The following is a 15,338-nucleotide window of genomic DNA, read 5'->3' on the forward strand; positions in this document are numbered from 1 at the left end:
CTTAAATTGTAAAATTCTATTACTGTTAAGACAGTTAAGAGAGATGATTGAAATTAAGCAAGGCAACCTATTAGAAGAAAACGCCGAAGCCCTAGTTAATACCGTTAATTGTGTCGGTATAATGGGCAAAGGTATCGCCTTGCAATTTAAGCAAGCCTATCCTGAAAACTTTCGCCAATACGAAAAAGCTTGTCGTGCCAAGGAAGTACAACCAGGACAAATGTTTACTGTAGCCACAGGAAGTCTATTTAATCCCCGGTATATCATTAATTTCCCTACCAAGCGCCACTGGAAAGGAAAATCAAAAATAGAAGACATCAAAAGTGGACTGCTGGCTTTAGTCACTCAAGTAAAGCAACTAAGCATCACCTCAATTGCCATTCCTCCATTAGGATGCGGTAACGGTGGTTTAGATTGGATACAAGTAAAACCCTTGATAGAATCAGCCTTTGCCCAACTCCCAGAAGTGCAGGTAATTATTTTTGAACCGACAGGCGCACCAACTGCTGAAAAAATGCCTGTTGCGACTAAAATACCCAACATGACCCGTGGACGTGCTATCATCATCCACCTCTTAGAACTGTACGGTATTCCGGGTTATGAATTGACCAAGCTAGAAATTCAAAAACTAGGCTATCTCTTGCAAGAAGCGGGGGAAACCTTGAAGCTTAATTATGTAAAAGATAGATATGGCCCCTACGCTCATAACCTAAATCATGTTTTAAAACATATTGAAGGACACTACATTCGGGGCTACGGTGATGGAACTAGCAAAGCTGACAGTGCTGAAATTTATGTATTACCAGCAGCAAGAGTTGCAGCACAAATATTTTTAGCCACTACACCAGAAGCCCAGGCGCGGTTAGAGCAAGTTAGCAAGCTCATATATGGTTTTGAAACACCCTATGGTATGGAATTGCTGGCTACAGTCCATTGGGTTGCAACCAAGGAAGCTAGCCCTGCCCAAGATAGCGAACAGGCTATATCCTTAGTGCATGAGTGGAATGAGAGAAAACGTACTCTTTTTAAGCCTCAACATATTCGCAAGGCTTGGCAACGTTTGGAGCAGCAAAATTGGTTAAATGTTAAATTTTCTGATTCGCATTAACCGCGAGACAAGGAAACGTGGGGCTAAAACAAAAGGATTGGGCATTAGATGCTAGCTGTCAGATTGAAGCGCAGCGCAGGTCGATAGACTGTAAACCCTGTAACCCACAGCGTACACCCAATCTAAGCCCCAAATAATTTAAACTAGCAACCCAATCCCTAACACCCAATACTCAATACCCAAAAATCCCTCAAAGCATAGGCGCTTTGAAGGATTTGCAATTTTTATGGTTATTGGTAACTCGCTAGCATAAAAGAGATGACCACACAAGTAATTGACACAATAGCCTTTGACATTCCCCAAACACTCACCCAGGTGGAAAGTGCTGCTATTCAAGGTTGGAAGGGACTGAAGCTGAAAATGCACTTTGGACTGGACAGTGTTGGCTCTTTCTACAGTTGACGGGAGCAAGTTTGTTTTAACCCAACATTGAACCTGAACCAACTTCCCACTGATGTTTGAGCAATTCTTGGTAAGTCGTTTCCCTTATCATCATCTGCTTATACAGCATCTGCAAAAATTCTTGAGCTTGTTCACGGGACATCTGCTGCACTTGATCAGAAAAAGTTCTAAGGCTAAATTCTTGTTCTAAAGATAATTCAATGGGTTGGTTCATAGCTTTTGAGTTTGCTAAGTTAAGCAAATATTGTTTTATATAAATAAATGTTACGATAGCTTTACAAAAATTGAAGGGGTGTAAACCGTACCGGCGTAGGTTAGAAATACCGTCTCTGCTGCTGAAAACCTTGATACAACTCCATTGTGGCAACCCAAGTAAAAACCTAAGTTTTCAATTTTCCTAGTTTGAGGTTTTTAAAACCATTTTTAGCCTCTGCTTGCGGCTGGCGAAACAGCGCCATCGCTCAAAAGAAGAGATGGGCAATACAATTATTTTTTTGGGCAAGAGTGGTGAGCGTCGAGGCGCGATGCTGGAGTTTGAGAATGTGGAGATGAAAAATTTGCTCAACTGGTGGCAGATGCGCCGCAGTGGACTGAGTGGATGGGGTGATTTTTCGGCACAGATTGCGATCGCTAAAAGGTCAATTCCTCCCAAGCAAAAAGAACTAACTCTTATCCAGCATCCAGGAATTATTAACTATGGGGAAACATTTAGTATCTTTGGAGCTTTGACTAAATTAGGTTCCATATTCTTTGACACAACATTACAGTCAATACCCCCTAATATTAGATGGGGCGGCTCAAAGCCGTTTGAACTTTTTCTGGAGAAATCTCAATGACTATTTCAATGTACCAAGCTTTAATATCCGTGTCTATTCGCACACTAAATAACCTTATAAACATTCTTGAAAAAGGTGCTGCTTATGCTGAAACTAAAAAAATAGACCCTTCTGTGTTGATCAATAGTCGTCTATCCCCAGATATGTTTCCATTATCAAAACAAGTGCAGATTGCCTCTGACATAGTAAATAGAGGTGCTGCACGGTTAGCAGGAATAGAACCACCTAAATTCGAGGACAATGAAACTACATTTCCTCAACTTATTGACCGTATTCAAAAAACTATCTCTCATTTAAATACTTTTAAACCTGAGCAAATTGATGGTTCAGAAGAGAGAGAAATTACTCTACAGATGCGTGACAACACTCTCTCTTTTCAAGGAATGCCATTTCTCCTGTACTTTGTTTTACCAAACCTTTATTTCCATGTCACCACAGCGTATGACATTCTTAGGCACTGCGGTGTAGAACTTGGCAAAGGAGACTTTCTTGGTCAGCCTTAATCAGAACAATATCTAACGTCATCATATTTTTTGGAGGAGAGGATAATGTTGAAGTTCACCTGTTTGATGATTGTCGGGGCAGTATTGTCGATTAGTCCGCCCGCTGTGGCTGAAAGTCGTGCGGTTAATATCAGTATTGGCAGTATTGGTGGTTCTTTAGATAATGCCGCTTTGCGAACAATTCGCCAAGTTATCGGGTTTGCAGTCGGCACTAGTACCGTCGATAAATTCATTGTATATAGTCCCAAGCCCGGATCTATTCCCATCGAAGGAGGTTTCTCTGCTTGTGCTGAAGCTGGCTTCGGCATCAGCAATACAAGATTTAATGCTTTTATCCAGGAGTTGCGTTCAGTTAATCCCAAACCAGGGACTTTCTACAATCTAGAACTTACCGCAACCTGCAAACCGAGATAAGAATGTTGTTTGCACTCAAGCGCAGTAGGATGGGCTTGGTACCCTTCTGTTAATGCTTTCGCCGAGAATTTACGGTCATAAACTGGTGCCACTGCCCGTCATCACCCAATATATGAGATGTCATCACCCGATGATTGTCACTCTTGAACTCGATTACATCTCTGTACTTTGCCATCTTCTCATCGCCCGTCATCGCGGGCCCATCAGAATTGAGCGTTAGCATGTTTTTAGCCGCGTCCAATTCACCTTCGTACAACCACAGATAAGTCATCATTGACCCAACCCAGGTGCCTACATAGCGTTGCTTCTGCGGGTCATATCCCAGCGTTATTATCATTGTTGCCGCACCACCACAGGGCATTTCGCCCTGTCCTTCACCTACAACCCAGAGTCCACCGATTGATCGCACACTTTCTGTTCCTGTTGCTCTTTCAGGCGGTTGATCTGGACTCATCATCGCTTCTGTTTCATAAGTCCACTCACCGACGAGTTTCTGTAGCCACTGATGTTCTTTTTGTGGCTCAGTATTCATTATTGGCTCCTGTTGTGTTTTGGCTGTTTCCATTGCTTTAGCTCCTTTTGATGAATCATTGAGGAATGTAATTAGCGCGAAGCCCAACTCTGTAGGCGAAGCCGCCCCAAAGGGCTATGAACCGCGTGAAATGATCAAAAATCAAAACTTTAATAGTACATAAATACTATCATGACTCAACTAATTGAGGTTTTTAACTGGCAGATTGACGAATGGTACTCATGATTTCTCCTTTTGAAGTTGATTGCCTTCACCAAAAAACACTTCTTGAAAGGCTTACCTCATCTTAGTTTCAGCCAAGCGCGTACAATCTACCCGGTTTGACACGGTGACGCCAAGATAGCTCTAGTTACTCAGATGGCTCATTGGGATAGGAAAAATGTGATCGCCCACCCTCTACAAACTGCCGCCCGCAATCCTTGCAGCGGTAGCACTGCTTGCCTCGGCGATACCCATTTTTCGATAACTGCTGCGATCGACATTGAGGGCATACCATTACTTTCATTACATAATTCGACTGATAATCTCCCAGATGCGGCTCTAAATAGGATACCAGCAAGTCCTCAATCTGCTGAATTAACCGTTGGCAGTGTTCCTGATTTGGGCTGCGGAGGGCTGCCAGCATCACCGCGTTGCTGCTATGCACACACACTTCTGCCAGCAGACTGTACTGTTCCTCGGCGAGGGCGGGCTTGCGTTGCCTCAGAATACTTGCCATGAAGTTGATTGCTTCCTGCGTCATGCTTTCATCGATCGTCTGGAAAATTTCACGGGCTAGATAAAACTGCACAAACACCACTCGTGACACGGGTTGCTCAAAGAGCGCTGCTACAGCAGTGGCAATCGCATGAATCATTTGGCAAAGCGGCAGTTGCACAATGGCTGGGATGTCCACCCGTGCCCACATCGCTTTCACTCGCTCCGTATGGCGTAACTCCATTGCCTTGAAAATGGCAGCTTTGTCTGGAAAAAACTGATAGAGAGAGCCGATTGCTGTTCCCGCTTTAGCTGCGATTAGATGAGTCGTCGCCGCTTCGTAGCCCACTTCATCAAAGACCGCCGCTGCCGCATCTAGGATTTTTTCAACCCGTGCTTTACCCCGCTGCTGTTTGGGTTGCCGACGGAGATTTTTTGATAACTCGCTGCTTGACGAACGTGAACATTCTGTCATATTTTAGAAACACGACGGATTTTTCACAATTTTATCTTTAACGGAGAACACCATGCACTCAATGCTTCCCGGTGCGCCTTGGTTATTGGCGCACAAGTCAATGTTGTCTGTGAACCAACCCCGAAAAATTTCTTTATACAGCAGTGATTACGTGATGTGGAAGGATGCTGCCGGAGCGATTCATGCCTTACCCAATGCCTGCCCTCACATGGGCGCGATGCTATCGGAAGGATGGTGTGAAGTTCAAAGCGATGGGACAAGTGCAGTTGTGTGTCCATTTCATGCGTTGGAGTTTGATGCGGCAGGTTGTACAGTTTTACCCGGATCAGGTAAGAAAACATTAGCTCAATTACAACCTCTAGAATTAATCACTCAAGGGGATTTCATCTGGTCGTATGGCGGCTATGCGCCGAAGATAGCCATTCCGACTGTGTTGAATGAAATCGCCGAAAAATACTATTTTGTTGGGCATACAGGCGATCGCAGCATCGAGACGGATCTGCTGACGATGCTGCTGAACATGCATGACTACAATCATCAAAATGGTACTCACCGAGATTTATTTCGGATTACCGAAGTGGAGTTTCATCAGTTTGTTGACGATGGGCATCATTCTCATGCGTTCTACGATATGCCAACCGCTCCTTACAGCCTAAGCGAAAAGCTGAGAAAGCCTGACTTAATGCTGTTGCCCAGTACCATCAAAGCGCACCTGGAAAACCACTTTCCATCCCTGATAATTTTTCATGGCGAAATGCCGCTTGGTAAAGCTGCCCAGTGTCATTTCTTTGTGCCAGAAGCTGAGAATCGCACCCGGACTTATATTTTACTGTTTGGTCAGGCAAAGCATCCAGTCTTTAAGCTGTTTGGCAGCACCTATCTAAAATTTGGCAAGGTTGTTGTCGAGCAAGATGCAGATATTTTGAGCAAAATTTATCCGGATACACCTCAGAAAATTAAACTCAACAATGAAGTAGGCATGGATTGGGTGCGGCGCAATTTTGAGAGCTTTCCTGACGTTGTGAAACCGAATCTCTCCAAATAGACAGCAAATCTATTCCATCGATTCCTACACCCTTAAATTGCCGTATCTTCCCAGTAGGGCAGACTGCCAAATCGTTTTGCTAAAAAATCAATAAACGCTTTCACCCGTAGCTAATGTCTACGATTCGATAAATACAGTGCGTAAATTAGGTTTCTTTTTTACAAAGGTGACATTCATTCTTATTACTTTTTACCAGTTTGAGTTAGGTTGAGCGAATGAGCGCACTGCTTCACTCACTTTCATGCGATGGCGTAACCGTCCGCCGTTGGCATTCGTCGAAGACGTGCCGAAGGCATTGCCTCTCGAACGCGAGTGCGTCTCTGAAAGAGAAGAGAAGGTATCGCTCTTAACCTTGAGGCAAAAAATTACCCAGCTATATCCTTCCCACTCTTGTAGTTCATCGCTCTGGGTTTCCTCTTGCCTATAGGGACTACTTTCGATTGCTTGGGAGGTTGAGGAGGACGGCATTTTTCACAGTAGAGCGGTCGCACACCAAAGGTTTCTCGTTGTGTGGGTTGTTCACACTGTTTACATACGAAGTTGAAAACGCGGGTGTGAATTTCCCGCTTGTGCGCTCTAACGGTGTACTCTCGGACTTCAATAGTTTTGCTGGGCATTGACTGATTACTGTTGTGGACTTACTTCTTTAATATAGTTTTTCGTCTTAGTTCTACAAGATCCGTGCATCATCTGACGAAAGTAATTCTACTTAATCAAATAAATACTCTTGCATGTCGTTTTGTCGATGGCGGAGAATACTTATAGCTTTTACCTGGATTTGACGAATCCGTTCTCGGCTAAGGTTTAGCTGTTGGCCAATCTGAGCTAGATTGAAATGCTGATCGTTCTCTAGCCCAAAGCTTAAAGTCAACACTTGACGCTGTATAGGTGTCAATGGTTCTAAGAATTTAGCTACATCTTGCGATAGAAGTTCTTGGGTGAGTAGTTTTTCTGGTGAAGCGCCAACGTCTGCTAAAATTTCGCCCAATTCTGTCTCTTTCTCATCTCCGACTTGTTTATTTAAAGAGATGGCTGTGCGAGAAGCGGTGAGATATTCCCGAAGCTTATCTGTGCTTATGTTTAATGCTGATGCAATTTCTTCAGCAGTGGCATGACGACCGAGTTTTTGAAAGCTTTCTCGCTGCACCTTCTTAATTTTATTAAGTACTTCAGTGAGATGAATAGGTAATCTAATAGTGCGCGATTGTTCTGCTATAGCGCGTGTAATCTCTTGGCGAATCCACCAATAAGCATAGGTCGATAGCTTATAGCCCCGGTTGGGATCAAACTTTTCTATACCCCTTTGTAAACCTATTGATCCTTCTTGGATCAAATCTAAGAATTCCAAATTCCGGTTCTGGTATTTCTTGGCAACAGATACTACCAGTCGCAAGTTAGCTGTCACCATTTTCTGTTTAGCTTTTTGACCAAGGTGTAGCGCTGCTCGGATTTGTGTTTCAGTTTTTTCAACAGCGTTGGCTAATTCTGTCATTGTTGGTTCACGGTCTAGCTGTTGAGTGAGTTCATTTTTAGATTGCTCAATGACAATCATTTCTTGTACCTGTCTACCATAAGCGATTTCTTCCTCTGGCTTTAATAAAGGATACTGACCAATTTCCTGCAAATAGATGCGAACCATGTCTGAACTGAGGCTGGACATACAAACTTTTCGACTTTTTTAAACCAGGGGATTTAAAAGTATAAATCAAATAGCTCATTAAAATTTTCTATTTTTAACCGAGTACCGTGGGTTTAAATCCCGCAGTTCAAAAAATAAGCAAGTTTTGGGTCGGGGTCTAAATCTCCATCACAAAACTTAATTACGAATTACGAATTACGAATTATTTAATAACCAAGAAATATTAATGCAGTCCTGCCTGAAGTAACCTCTGCTGTAACCTTGTGTACCGCCGTTGGTCATCAGTAGAGCGCACCGCCAAAGATATCGCTTTTTTTGCTCCAACTACGATCGCTAACTTCTTGGCACGGGTAAGCCCAGTGTAAAACAGGTTCCGAGTCAACATCATATAATGCTGCATATAGATTGGCAGAATCACCACCGGATATTCTGACCCCTGACTTTTATGAATAGTCACGCACCACGCTAGCGCAATTTCATTGAGGTCAGCGTAATCGTAAACCACAGTCCGCTCACCATATTGCACTGCAACTTCCTGCTCGACAGTATCAATGTTTTGGATAATTCCTAAGTCGCCATTGAAGACTTCTCGGTTGTAGTCGTTGGTTAGCTGAATGATGCGATCGCCCTCGCGTAATAAATTCCCACCTCTATTAATCTCCACCTTGTTGGGGCTGGGTGGGTTGATCAATTGCTGCAATACTGTGTTCAGGTTACGAGTCCCGATTACTCCCCGTGTCATCGGGCAAAGCACTTGGACATCAGTGGCAGGATTAAAACCTAAGCGAGGGAGCAAATCGGTAATCAACTCGCAGATTGCTTGCACTCCATGTTCAGGCTGATGACCTCCACCATGCCACAGACAATCAGACACAGGATTGTCGGAGATTGGCTCGATTGTGGGATAAATTCCTCGATTAATTTGGTGAGCAGCAGTGATAATTGCACAAGTTTTGAGCTTGGCGGAATACCTGAGTTAACCGCACTACTGGCACACGACCAGAATTAATCAAATCAGCCAGTATTTGACCTGGGCCCACAGATGGTAACTGGTCAATGTCACCCACCAACAACAGTAAAGCGCCAGCTAGTACTGCTTTAATTAAGGAGTAAGCCAGAAACAAATCAAGCATCGAAGCTTCGTCAGCGATAATTGCCGTGTGGGGTAAAGGATTTTCGCTATCGCGCTTGAAACCCCTTGAGCGCGGGTCAAATTCCAACAAGCGATGAATTGTCTTTGCCTCCAGCCCAGTCATTTCACCTAAGCGTTGAGCAGCCCGTCCAGTGGGTGCAGCTAGAGCAATAGATTTACCCATTGCTTTCCACAGGCTGACAATGGTGTGAGTTGTGAAGGTCTTTCCAACGCCAGGGCCACCAGTGAGGATCATGATTTTGGAGTACGCTGCTGTTTCTACAGCTTGGCGTTGCTGTTCTGAAAGCTGAATTTTACGGCTGGCTGTAAAGCGCTCAATCCAATCACGCACGCGCTCAATGTCAGTGCCAACAGGATTTTCCAAGCGTTGGCGTATCAGTTGAGCTAAATTCTGTTCCGTATGGAAGTAAGTTGGCTTGTAGCAAAGTAGTGTTTTCTCTTCATCCCGCTCTCTAATCAGTTCATCTGCGAGAGCCATATCTTTAATAATGATCGCAACCGCTTCTTCTGTGGGCTGATGAGATTCGGTTGTCAGCAGTTTGATTACCGACTCAATCAGTTCGCTTTGTGGTAAGTAACAATGACCATCTTCGGCAGCTTCACTTAGGCAATGGATAATCCCCGCACGGTAACGAAATTCTGAGTCAGGGGCAATTCCGATATTTCTTGCAATCTTGTCAGCAGTCAGAAAGCCAATACCGTAGATGTCGGCTGCCAACTGGTAAGGATTATGGGTAACAGTGGCGATCGCTTCATCCTTATATTGCTTGTAAATCTTCACAGCATAAGTGGTAGAAACGCCATGCCCCTGGAGAAACACCATCACTTCTTTGATCGCTTTTTGAGTTGACCAAGCGTTTTTGATGAGAGTGATCCGCTTTTTGGCAATACCCTGGACTTCAATCAGTCGTTCAATCTGGTTTTCGATAATGTCGAGCGTTTCTAAACCGAAGTGAGCGACGATGCGTTTGGCTGTTACTGACCCAACACCTTTTATGAGTCCACTGCCTAAATATTTCTCAATTCCGGTAAGAGTGGCTGGTTTGGTTTCTTGATAATTGATGACTTGGAACTGTGGCCCAAATTGTGGATGGTCACGCCAGAAACCAGTTAGTTGTAAAGTCTGCCCTGGCTGGATGTTAGCAAAGCTGCCGACAATTGTTGTCAGTTCGGTGCTACGGGGACGGGTCAGCCTTGCCACAGTGTAACCCGATTCAGCAGAGTAAAAAGTTAAACGTTCTACGACTCCGGTGATTGTTTCGTGTTGAGGAAAGGCGCTTACTTGTTGAGGGGAAAGATTCGGTGGAGTGGACATTGCTTATCATCAGATGCCGCACATCATTATAATACTAGAAATCAGTTAATTATAGTACATAAATACTAAGTTGCCTGCCTGAAATTAGTGTAATGAAGAAGCACCAAATACATCAGATACTATCTTCAGAAACAAAGAGAAATTGACACCGCACGTTCCCTCTACCTTGATTTTGATGAAATACATCTAACTTTGTGGTAGAACTACGGTGGCTAGTTGGACAGCAGCGCGGAGTAGCCCAGCTTAATTTATTTAAAACGAAGTGATGATAAGCTTTTGAGTTGATTCAACTATATAAGCTTATGAAAGTCCAAATTTAGATAGCCAAATATTATCTGTGCTTACTCCGTTGTCGTTATAATCTAGTTTTCAAGAAAAAGTTAGCCGAAATTATAAGTGAGCCAATTTAGTGAGCCTTATTATTTGTTTATTTAATCAAGCTGGTGGAGTTGGGAAATCCACTCTAGCGATTAATCTTGGTTATCACTTAGCACAATTAAAGCCTGCTAAAACCAAGCATCACTACCGAGTTCTTTTAATTGATATAGATCCTCAAGCTTCACTTACTAACTTTATGGGAATTGCGCCTGAATCCCAAGAAAAAACCATTTATAATGCAGTGATTGATCAGGAAGCACTACCAATTCTTAAAGAAATTCATGGGATGGATTTTGTTCCGTCATCTCAGGATCTGACTTCAGCTGAATTAGAGTTAGTAGTAGCAGATATGCGTGATTTACGTCTTAAATATGCTTTGGAACCTGTAAGCGAACAGTATGATTTTATTTTGATTGACTGCCCCCCTAGTTTAGGCATTCTTACTTATATCAGTTTAGTGGCATCAACTCACGTTTTAGTGCCGATCCAGACGCAATACAAGGCATTCTTGGGGACAGAATTACTCTTAAATACAGTAACACGCGTTAAGTCTCTTCCAAATCGAAAGTTAAAAATTGCTGGGTTTATCCCAACGATGTTTGATTCACGTAATAGCCAAGATGAACGAACACTATTAGCTATTCAAGAACAACTGTCACAGGTTGGGATAGTCTATGACCCAATTCCTCGATCTACTGCTTTTGCTGATGCTGCTGAAGAAAATGTTCCTCTGGCAATCTTTAATCCTAAGCATCCAGCTTTATCAATCCTAAAAAAAATTGTTAAAGGGCTGGAGAAATTATTATGAGTATAAAGCGTGATAAGCCTTATGGTCGCCGTCTTAAGGGATTAGAAGCTTTGATTGGCGAGTCTGTAGACACTCTTCCCTGTGGACAGTTTGTCACTATCGAAAAAATTCAACTCTCTGTTCAGCAGCCTCGCCGTTATTTTGATCCAAAAAAGCTAGAGCAGTTAGTACAGTCGGTTAAAGAACATGGCATCTTAGAACCATTGTTAGTCCGTTACTTATCTGATGATAAATATGAGTTGGTAGCCGGAGAGAGGCGTTACAGAGCAGCTAGTTTAGCAGGATTAACTGAAGTACCTGTAATTGCACGTTCGTTAAATGATCAGGAAGCCCTGCAACTGTCATTGGTAGAAAATTTACAGCGAGACGATCTCAATCCTATTGAAGAAACAGAAGGTATTTTAGAACTTATAGCACTTCAACTAGATAAGAAAGTGCCAGAAGTTATATCTTTACTTTATAAAATGCAAAATATTTTGGCGGGAAAAGTTACTGATAACGTTATCAGTAATTCTCATGCAGAGGATGTAAAAATGATTTTTACAGGCTTGGGGCTTATGGAATGGGAGTCGTTCACTGCTAACAGACTTCCTCTCTTGCGGTTGCCTGATGAAATTTTAGAAGTTCTACGCCAAGGAAAAATTGAATACACAAAAGCTAAAGTAATCGCTAAGTTGAAAGAGAAGACAGAACGTATTGCTTTATTGGAAGAGGCGATATTACAAAATTTATCATTAAATGAAATTCGAGAAAGGTTGAAAACCCGTAAGTCGTCAACAGAAGAGAAGGAATTAGAGAAGCAAATAGATTCTACCTATAAGAAAATGAAAAAATCAAAGCTATGGGATAATCCCAAAAAGCGCAAGAAGCTTGAATTATTGTTTGCTCAAATAGAGATTTTAATTAACGAGGATGATTAAAACTGGACTAGAAGTTACTGCATCTTATTCTGTCTAAGACTCAGATGTCCCAAATGTGAGCAAACGGCGATTAGACTGAATACGCCAGAAGTACTTTCAACAAAAGTGATTCCTTCTCCTTTGCCATAAACAGTTTTAACTAGCCAAATAATTTTTAATTTTGTCTTGCTCACGTCGTAAAGCTTTGATACCTTGTCCATGAGCAGAGCGTACCTTGGAATGGCTGAGATTAAGTTTTTGTGCAACCTGTTTTGCTGTCAACTTGTCCTCGCCCGACAACCCAAACTGTAACATTAAGACTTGGCGTTGATTTGGTTTCAAGGTAGCTAATAAATCCTGTAAATCTGATCGGAGACATTCTAGAGCAACATACTCTTGTGCGGAGATTCTTTCGTCGGGTAATATCTCTTGCAGTTGGTTTTCTTGCTCCTCTCCAATTCCTAGCTCTAAAGAAACTAGCGGACGAAATGCGTTTAGGCATTCGGCAACTTGTTTAGGTGATGCATCAACAGCTTCAGCGATTTCTATAATAGTGGGTGTTCTTCCCAAGGTTTGAAAAAGTTCAACGTGTGCCTTTTTGATTTGCATCAATCTTTTAGTCAGGTCATGGGGTAGGCGAATAGTATGGGATTGTTCTGCAACTGCTCTGGTAATTGCTTGCCGAATCCACCAGTATGCATAAGTAGAAAATTTATAGCCCCGATTCGGCTCAAATTTTTCTACCGCTTTTTGTAGACCTATTGCTCCCTCTTGAATCAGATCCAAAAATTCCAGCTTACTCCAACGATATTTTTTAGCGACTGCAACCACTAAACGGAGGTTGGCGGTAATCATTAAATGTTTTGCCAATTGCCCTTGTTCAAGGATTTGGGTTAATTCTGCTTCTGTTTTATTCACCTCGGCAGAGAGTTCAGACCCATTTGGAGAACGCTTTAGCCGTTGCACAAGAAGATTCTTTTGCTGCTCAAGTGCCAGCATAGACCTTACAAGTCTTGCATAGAAAATTTCTTGTTCAGGTAATAGCCTATCAATGCGACCAATTTCTCGTAGGTAAATTCCAAGTGTATCAGAGCTTTGGCTAGACATCTTGCGTTGCGTAAAGCTAATTTAGACCTTGACAGTAGAGTATAAATCAAAGAGTTAACAACGATCTAAAATTAATTTCTGCTACGTTGATAAAAAAGATTTCAAAAATTCCTATTGGGGGCTATATGGGGGCTACATATACCCCAACAATAGTTCAAGACTTTGGTGAAATTTTGACCCCTATATAGGGTACATATAGGTGTTAAATGGGGTATATTTCACTGATTAACATTTTGTACCCCATTTAGCCCCCAAGGGGTTATGATAAGCTCTTGAGATTAGGCAAAAAAGGGGAAGATATTTTATTCTTCTTTCTCTTGCCCTTGCAGATCACTTCAACAGATAATTTTCAAAAATCAAAGTGTATTACTTTTGTATTTATGTCAAACATTCACACGTTGCAAAAAATTTTTCCTGCGGGTTTCGATAACGGTTACGGAAGTCTCAAACTTTTAGTCGAAGGATTTGAAGTAATTCGTGTGCCGAGTTATATAACCAATGCCGAGATGGAAGATGTGCCAGGGCGTGTAGTCTTTAACGGTAGTGCTTATACAGTTGGAGAGTCTGCTTACCGCACAGGGAATTATTTTGACCGGAATACCGATAATAATGAAAACAAAGTCAACAACGCATTATTGACTTTATTGGGTGCATTGGCACATCTACCACACCGTAAGGCTTGGCACTTAAAATTAGTCGTCAGCTTACATGATGTTGCTCTGGCATCAGAACTACAAAAAGTACTCAATGGAGAATATCAGCCAATACTTGCTGGCAAACAATCAGACGTGAAAGTAGAAGTACTTAAAGTTGTACTAGAGGGGATGGGTGCATTGTTTGGGCATCCATTACCCAAAAAGCTAACTATTTTAGACTTTGGCAATGGTACGACCCTGTATTCTCGTTACAACCGGGGTCAGCGAGAAGTTCACACTGCTTACCCTATAGGTGTAGAAGTTCTCATCGATGATATCTCCCAAAAAATGAAACATTTAAATGGCGGAAAAATCGGGGATGCCTCCAAAATCCGATTTTGTCTGGAAATGGGGCATACCAGGTACAGCCGTGACATCGATATCAAAGATATATACAGTGCTTCTTTGAAAGATTGGTATGAAAAATACTTGAAGAAAGTGGTGAATCTCACATTGGATGCCAAGCACCAAGGGGATGAAATCTGGGCGATTGGTGGAGGCTGCCTCTTACCTGGATTTAAGAAGCTGTTGGAGAAAAACGGCTTCAAAATCCTGGACAATCCGGTAGAAGCCAATGTCTTTGGGCTTTTAGAAATGGCAAAAACCATTAGCAGCAAGAATCCTGCAACATCTATTAAGTGAATATAACTATGGCAGATAAAAAAGACTTAGCACCGGAAAAAGTTCGCCTTAAAGATAATTACCGAGAGCGCATATTTGCAGAATCGCAAAAACTAGATAAAAGTTACCTGGACACGCTTTACTTTATAGTTGATTGCTATTTTGTTTTCATCAAGGCTGGATTACCCGCACAACTTTTAGCTTCTACAGCCATTAATACTGAAGATAACCAACTCACCTCTTGGACTCCAACTCCATTTCCAGAGGAGAAAGAAGAAGATTATGGTGGGGAAACATTCAGCCTTGATTTTGATTTGTAACCGTCAAAGGAAGTTGTTAATTACATACGAGGTTAATTCCACCGTGACGCGAAAATAATTTTTCCACTTGAGTCGTCACTGAGCCGAAGATTTGTCTGTAGCATAGGATCTACTGTAGTCTTTAAACAGCTATCTAGAACAGCATCCTGATTGGGATGAACATCGCCTTATTACCGCAGCTATCTCACTGTTTCTGTTGCAAAATGCTGATGGAGATCGCCGTGTTTCCCAGGTTTATCTAGAAGCTCTGTTTCGCCGAGGCTAATTTACAACATACCTGAATCTGCTATTCTCTAAAAGTCATACTAAACAAAAGCTAAATTAAACGATACACTCAGAAAGATTTCTTGAGTCAGGATTAATGGCAAGCGAATCTCAGTAAATCGCAAAGT

General features: G+C 42.3%; 17 protein-coding genes and 2 pseudogenes. 11 read left to right on the top strand and 8 right to left on the bottom strand.

Translation table 11 applies throughout. The annotated features are described in order from the left end of the window. Positions 1 to 43 precede the first annotated feature (43 nt). Together darG and RRG12_RS14335 are read left to right on the top strand one after the other, a co-directional pair. Entirely contained in the window at positions 44 to 1,108 is a 1,065-nt protein-coding gene (darG, locus tag RRG12_RS14330) for a macro domain-containing protein (RefSeq protein ID WP_069074855.1), read from the top strand. 258 nt (positions 1,109 to 1,366) lie between these two features. Next, complete coding sequence (locus RRG12_RS14335) at positions 1,367 to 1,510, top strand: hypothetical protein (protein WP_176727232.1); 144 nt, start codon at positions 1,367 to 1,369, stop codon at positions 1,508 to 1,510. 16 nt (positions 1,511 to 1,526) lie between these two features. Here RRG12_RS14335 and RRG12_RS14340 read toward each other — a convergent pair whose 3' ends face one another. After that, on the bottom strand, positions 1,527 to 1,724 hold the full coding sequence (locus RRG12_RS14340; protein WP_069074854.1) for an NblA/ycf18 family protein: 198 nt from the start codon (positions 1,722 to 1,724) through the stop codon (positions 1,527 to 1,529). Positions 1,725 to 1,983: 259 nt separating this feature from the next. Here RRG12_RS14340 and RRG12_RS14345 point away from each other — a divergent pair, with 259 nt between their 5' ends. The 3 genes from RRG12_RS14345 to RRG12_RS14355 are packed head-to-tail and all read left to right on the top strand — an operon-like array spanning position 1,984 to position 3,263. Then, complete coding sequence (locus tag RRG12_RS14345; protein ID WP_069074853.1) at positions 1,984 to 2,346, top strand: hypothetical protein; 363 nt, start codon at positions 1,984 to 1,986, stop codon at positions 2,344 to 2,346. Then, positions 2,343 to 2,849 carry a DUF1993 domain-containing protein gene (locus RRG12_RS14350; protein WP_069074852.1) on the top strand — a complete coding sequence of 169 codons (507 nt, stop codon included), beginning with the start codon at positions 2,343 to 2,345 and terminating at the stop codon, positions 2,847 to 2,849. Before RRG12_RS14345 ends, RRG12_RS14350 begins: the two co-directional genes overlap by 4 nt. A 45-nt stretch (positions 2,850 to 2,894) precedes the next feature. After that, positions 2,895 to 3,263, top strand: coding sequence for a hypothetical protein (locus RRG12_RS14355; RefSeq protein WP_069074851.1), 369 nt, complete (start codon positions 2,895 to 2,897; stop codon positions 3,261 to 3,263). A gap of 49 nt (positions 3,264 to 3,312) precedes the next feature. Here the strand turns inward: RRG12_RS14355 and RRG12_RS14360 are convergent, their stop codons facing one another. Together RRG12_RS14360 and RRG12_RS14365 are read right to left on the bottom strand one after the other, a co-directional pair. Beyond that, positions 3,313 to 3,828 (bottom strand): DUF1579 domain-containing protein, encoded by a 516-nt coding sequence (locus RRG12_RS14360; RefSeq protein WP_084227417.1) that lies wholly within the window; start codon positions 3,826 to 3,828, stop codon positions 3,313 to 3,315. A 316-nt stretch (positions 3,829 to 4,144) separates the two neighbouring features. Then, positions 4,145 to 4,966: a TetR/AcrR family transcriptional regulator gene (locus RRG12_RS14365; protein WP_069074850.1), complete on the bottom strand. Its 822-nt coding sequence runs from the start codon at positions 4,964 to 4,966 to the stop codon at positions 4,145 to 4,147. A 61-nt stretch (positions 4,967 to 5,027) separates the two neighbouring features. Between RRG12_RS14365 and RRG12_RS14370 the strand changes: the two genes are divergently transcribed. After that, entirely contained in the window at positions 5,028 to 6,011 is a 984-nt protein-coding gene (locus RRG12_RS14370) for a Rieske 2Fe-2S domain-containing protein (protein ID WP_069074849.1), read from the top strand. A 189-nt stretch (positions 6,012 to 6,200) separates the two neighbouring features. On the opposite strand, the gene RRG12_RS14375 is transcribed toward RRG12_RS14370, so the two are convergent. The 4 genes and pseudogenes from RRG12_RS14375 to RRG12_RS14390 all read right to left on the bottom strand — a co-directional run bounded on the left by RRG12_RS14375 (position 6,201) and on the right by RRG12_RS14390 (position 10,118). Next, the gene (locus RRG12_RS14375) at positions 6,201 to 6,479 is read right to left on the bottom strand and encodes a hypothetical protein (protein WP_176727231.1); all 279 of its coding nucleotides are present in this window, start codon (positions 6,477 to 6,479) and stop codon (positions 6,201 to 6,203) included. Continuing rightward, entirely contained in the window at positions 6,377 to 6,628 is a 252-nt protein-coding gene (locus RRG12_RS14380) for a hypothetical protein (RefSeq protein WP_084227415.1), read from the bottom strand. Before RRG12_RS14380 ends, RRG12_RS14375 begins: the two co-directional genes overlap by 103 nt. A 92-nt stretch (positions 6,629 to 6,720) precedes the next feature. Beyond that, on the bottom strand, positions 6,721 to 7,671 hold the full coding sequence (locus tag RRG12_RS14385; protein WP_420759758.1) for an RpoD/SigA family RNA polymerase sigma factor: 951 nt from the start codon (positions 7,669 to 7,671) through the stop codon (positions 6,721 to 6,723). 202 nt (positions 7,672 to 7,873) lie between these two features. Beyond that, a pseudogene (locus tag RRG12_RS14390) lies at positions 7,874 to 10,118 on the bottom strand (ATP-dependent RecD-like DNA helicase). Positions 10,119 to 10,527: 409 nt separating this feature from the next. Between RRG12_RS14390 and RRG12_RS14395 the strand changes: the two are divergent. Both RRG12_RS14395 and RRG12_RS14400 read left to right on the top strand, forming a co-directional pair. Continuing rightward, positions 10,528 to 11,304 (top strand): ParA family protein, encoded by a 777-nt coding sequence (locus RRG12_RS14395; protein ID WP_109013003.1) that lies wholly within the window; start codon positions 10,528 to 10,530, stop codon positions 11,302 to 11,304. After that, complete coding sequence (locus RRG12_RS14400) at positions 11,301 to 12,224, top strand: ParB/RepB/Spo0J family partition protein (RefSeq protein ID WP_109013002.1); 924 nt, start codon at positions 11,301 to 11,303, stop codon at positions 12,222 to 12,224. The genes RRG12_RS14395 and RRG12_RS14400 overlap by 4 nt, the downstream gene beginning before the upstream one ends. A gap of 135 nt (positions 12,225 to 12,359) precedes the next feature. Here the strand turns inward: RRG12_RS14400 and RRG12_RS14405 are convergent, their stop codons facing one another. Continuing rightward, complete coding sequence (locus tag RRG12_RS14405) at positions 12,360 to 13,310, bottom strand: sigma-70 family RNA polymerase sigma factor (RefSeq protein WP_420759759.1); 951 nt, start codon at positions 13,308 to 13,310, stop codon at positions 12,360 to 12,362. Between the two features lie 380 nt (positions 13,311 to 13,690). Here RRG12_RS14405 and RRG12_RS14410 point away from each other — a divergent pair, with 380 nt between their 5' ends. From RRG12_RS14410 to RRG12_RS14420, 3 genes and pseudogenes are all read left to right on the top strand, one after another. Further along, a complete protein-coding gene (locus tag RRG12_RS14410; RefSeq protein ID WP_420759760.1) occupies positions 13,691 to 14,647 on the top strand; it encodes a ParM/StbA family protein in 957 nt (318 codons plus the stop codon). An 8-nt stretch (positions 14,648 to 14,655) separates the two neighbouring features. Continuing rightward, positions 14,656 to 14,946 carry a hypothetical protein gene (locus tag RRG12_RS14415; protein ID WP_069074899.1) on the top strand — a complete coding sequence of 97 codons (291 nt, stop codon included), beginning with the start codon at positions 14,656 to 14,658 and terminating at the stop codon, positions 14,944 to 14,946. Between the two features lie 130 nt (positions 14,947 to 15,076). Beyond that, positions 15,077 to 15,211 (top strand): annotated as a pseudogene (locus RRG12_RS14420) (DUF2811 domain-containing protein); the annotation flags it as partial. Between the last annotated feature and the right edge of the window lie 127 nt (positions 15,212 to 15,338).

It is taken from the genome of Nostoc sp. CALU 546 (genome assembly GCF_048836525.1).

Coding starts and splice junctions, on each gene's coding strand:
- RRG12_RS14335 (WP_176727232.1), top strand. CDS start 1,367: ATGACCACACAAGTAATTGACACAATAGCCTTTGACATTCCCCAAACA.
- RRG12_RS14415 (WP_069074899.1), top strand. CDS start 14,656: ATGGCAGATAAAAAAGACTTAGCACCGGAAAAAGTTCGCCTTAAAGAT.
- RRG12_RS14380 (WP_084227415.1), bottom strand. CDS start 6,628: ATGCCCAGCAAAACTATTGAAGTCCGAGAGTACACCGTTAGAGCGCAC.
- RRG12_RS14400 (WP_109013002.1), top strand. CDS start 11,301: ATGAGTATAAAGCGTGATAAGCCTTATGGTCGCCGTCTTAAGGGATTA.
- RRG12_RS14345 (WP_069074853.1), top strand. CDS start 1,984: ATGGGCAATACAATTATTTTTTTGGGCAAGAGTGGTGAGCGTCGAGGC.
- RRG12_RS14410 (WP_420759760.1), top strand. CDS start 13,691: ATGTCAAACATTCACACGTTGCAAAAAATTTTTCCTGCGGGTTTCGAT.
- RRG12_RS14340 (WP_069074854.1), bottom strand. CDS start 1,724: ATGAACCAACCCATTGAATTATCTTTAGAACAAGAATTTAGCCTTAGA.
- RRG12_RS14385 (WP_420759758.1), bottom strand. CDS start 7,671: ATGTCCAGCCTCAGTTCAGACATGGTTCGCATCTATTTGCAGGAAATT.
- RRG12_RS14360 (WP_084227417.1), bottom strand. CDS start 3,828: ATGGAAACAGCCAAAACACAACAGGAGCCAATAATGAATACTGAGCCA.
- RRG12_RS14375 (WP_176727231.1), bottom strand. CDS start 6,479: ATGCCGTCCTCCTCAACCTCCCAAGCAATCGAAAGTAGTCCCTATAGG.
- RRG12_RS14350 (WP_069074852.1), top strand. CDS start 2,343: ATGACTATTTCAATGTACCAAGCTTTAATATCCGTGTCTATTCGCACA.
- RRG12_RS14405 (WP_420759759.1), bottom strand. CDS start 13,310: ATGTCTAGCCAAAGCTCTGATACACTTGGAATTTACCTACGAGAAATT.
- RRG12_RS14370 (WP_069074849.1), top strand. CDS start 5,028: ATGCTTCCCGGTGCGCCTTGGTTATTGGCGCACAAGTCAATGTTGTCT.
- darG (WP_069074855.1), top strand. CDS start 44: ATGATTGAAATTAAGCAAGGCAACCTATTAGAAGAAAACGCCGAAGCC.
- RRG12_RS14365 (WP_069074850.1), bottom strand. CDS start 4,966: ATGACAGAATGTTCACGTTCGTCAAGCAGCGAGTTATCAAAAAATCTC.
- RRG12_RS14355 (WP_069074851.1), top strand. CDS start 2,895: ATGTTGAAGTTCACCTGTTTGATGATTGTCGGGGCAGTATTGTCGATT.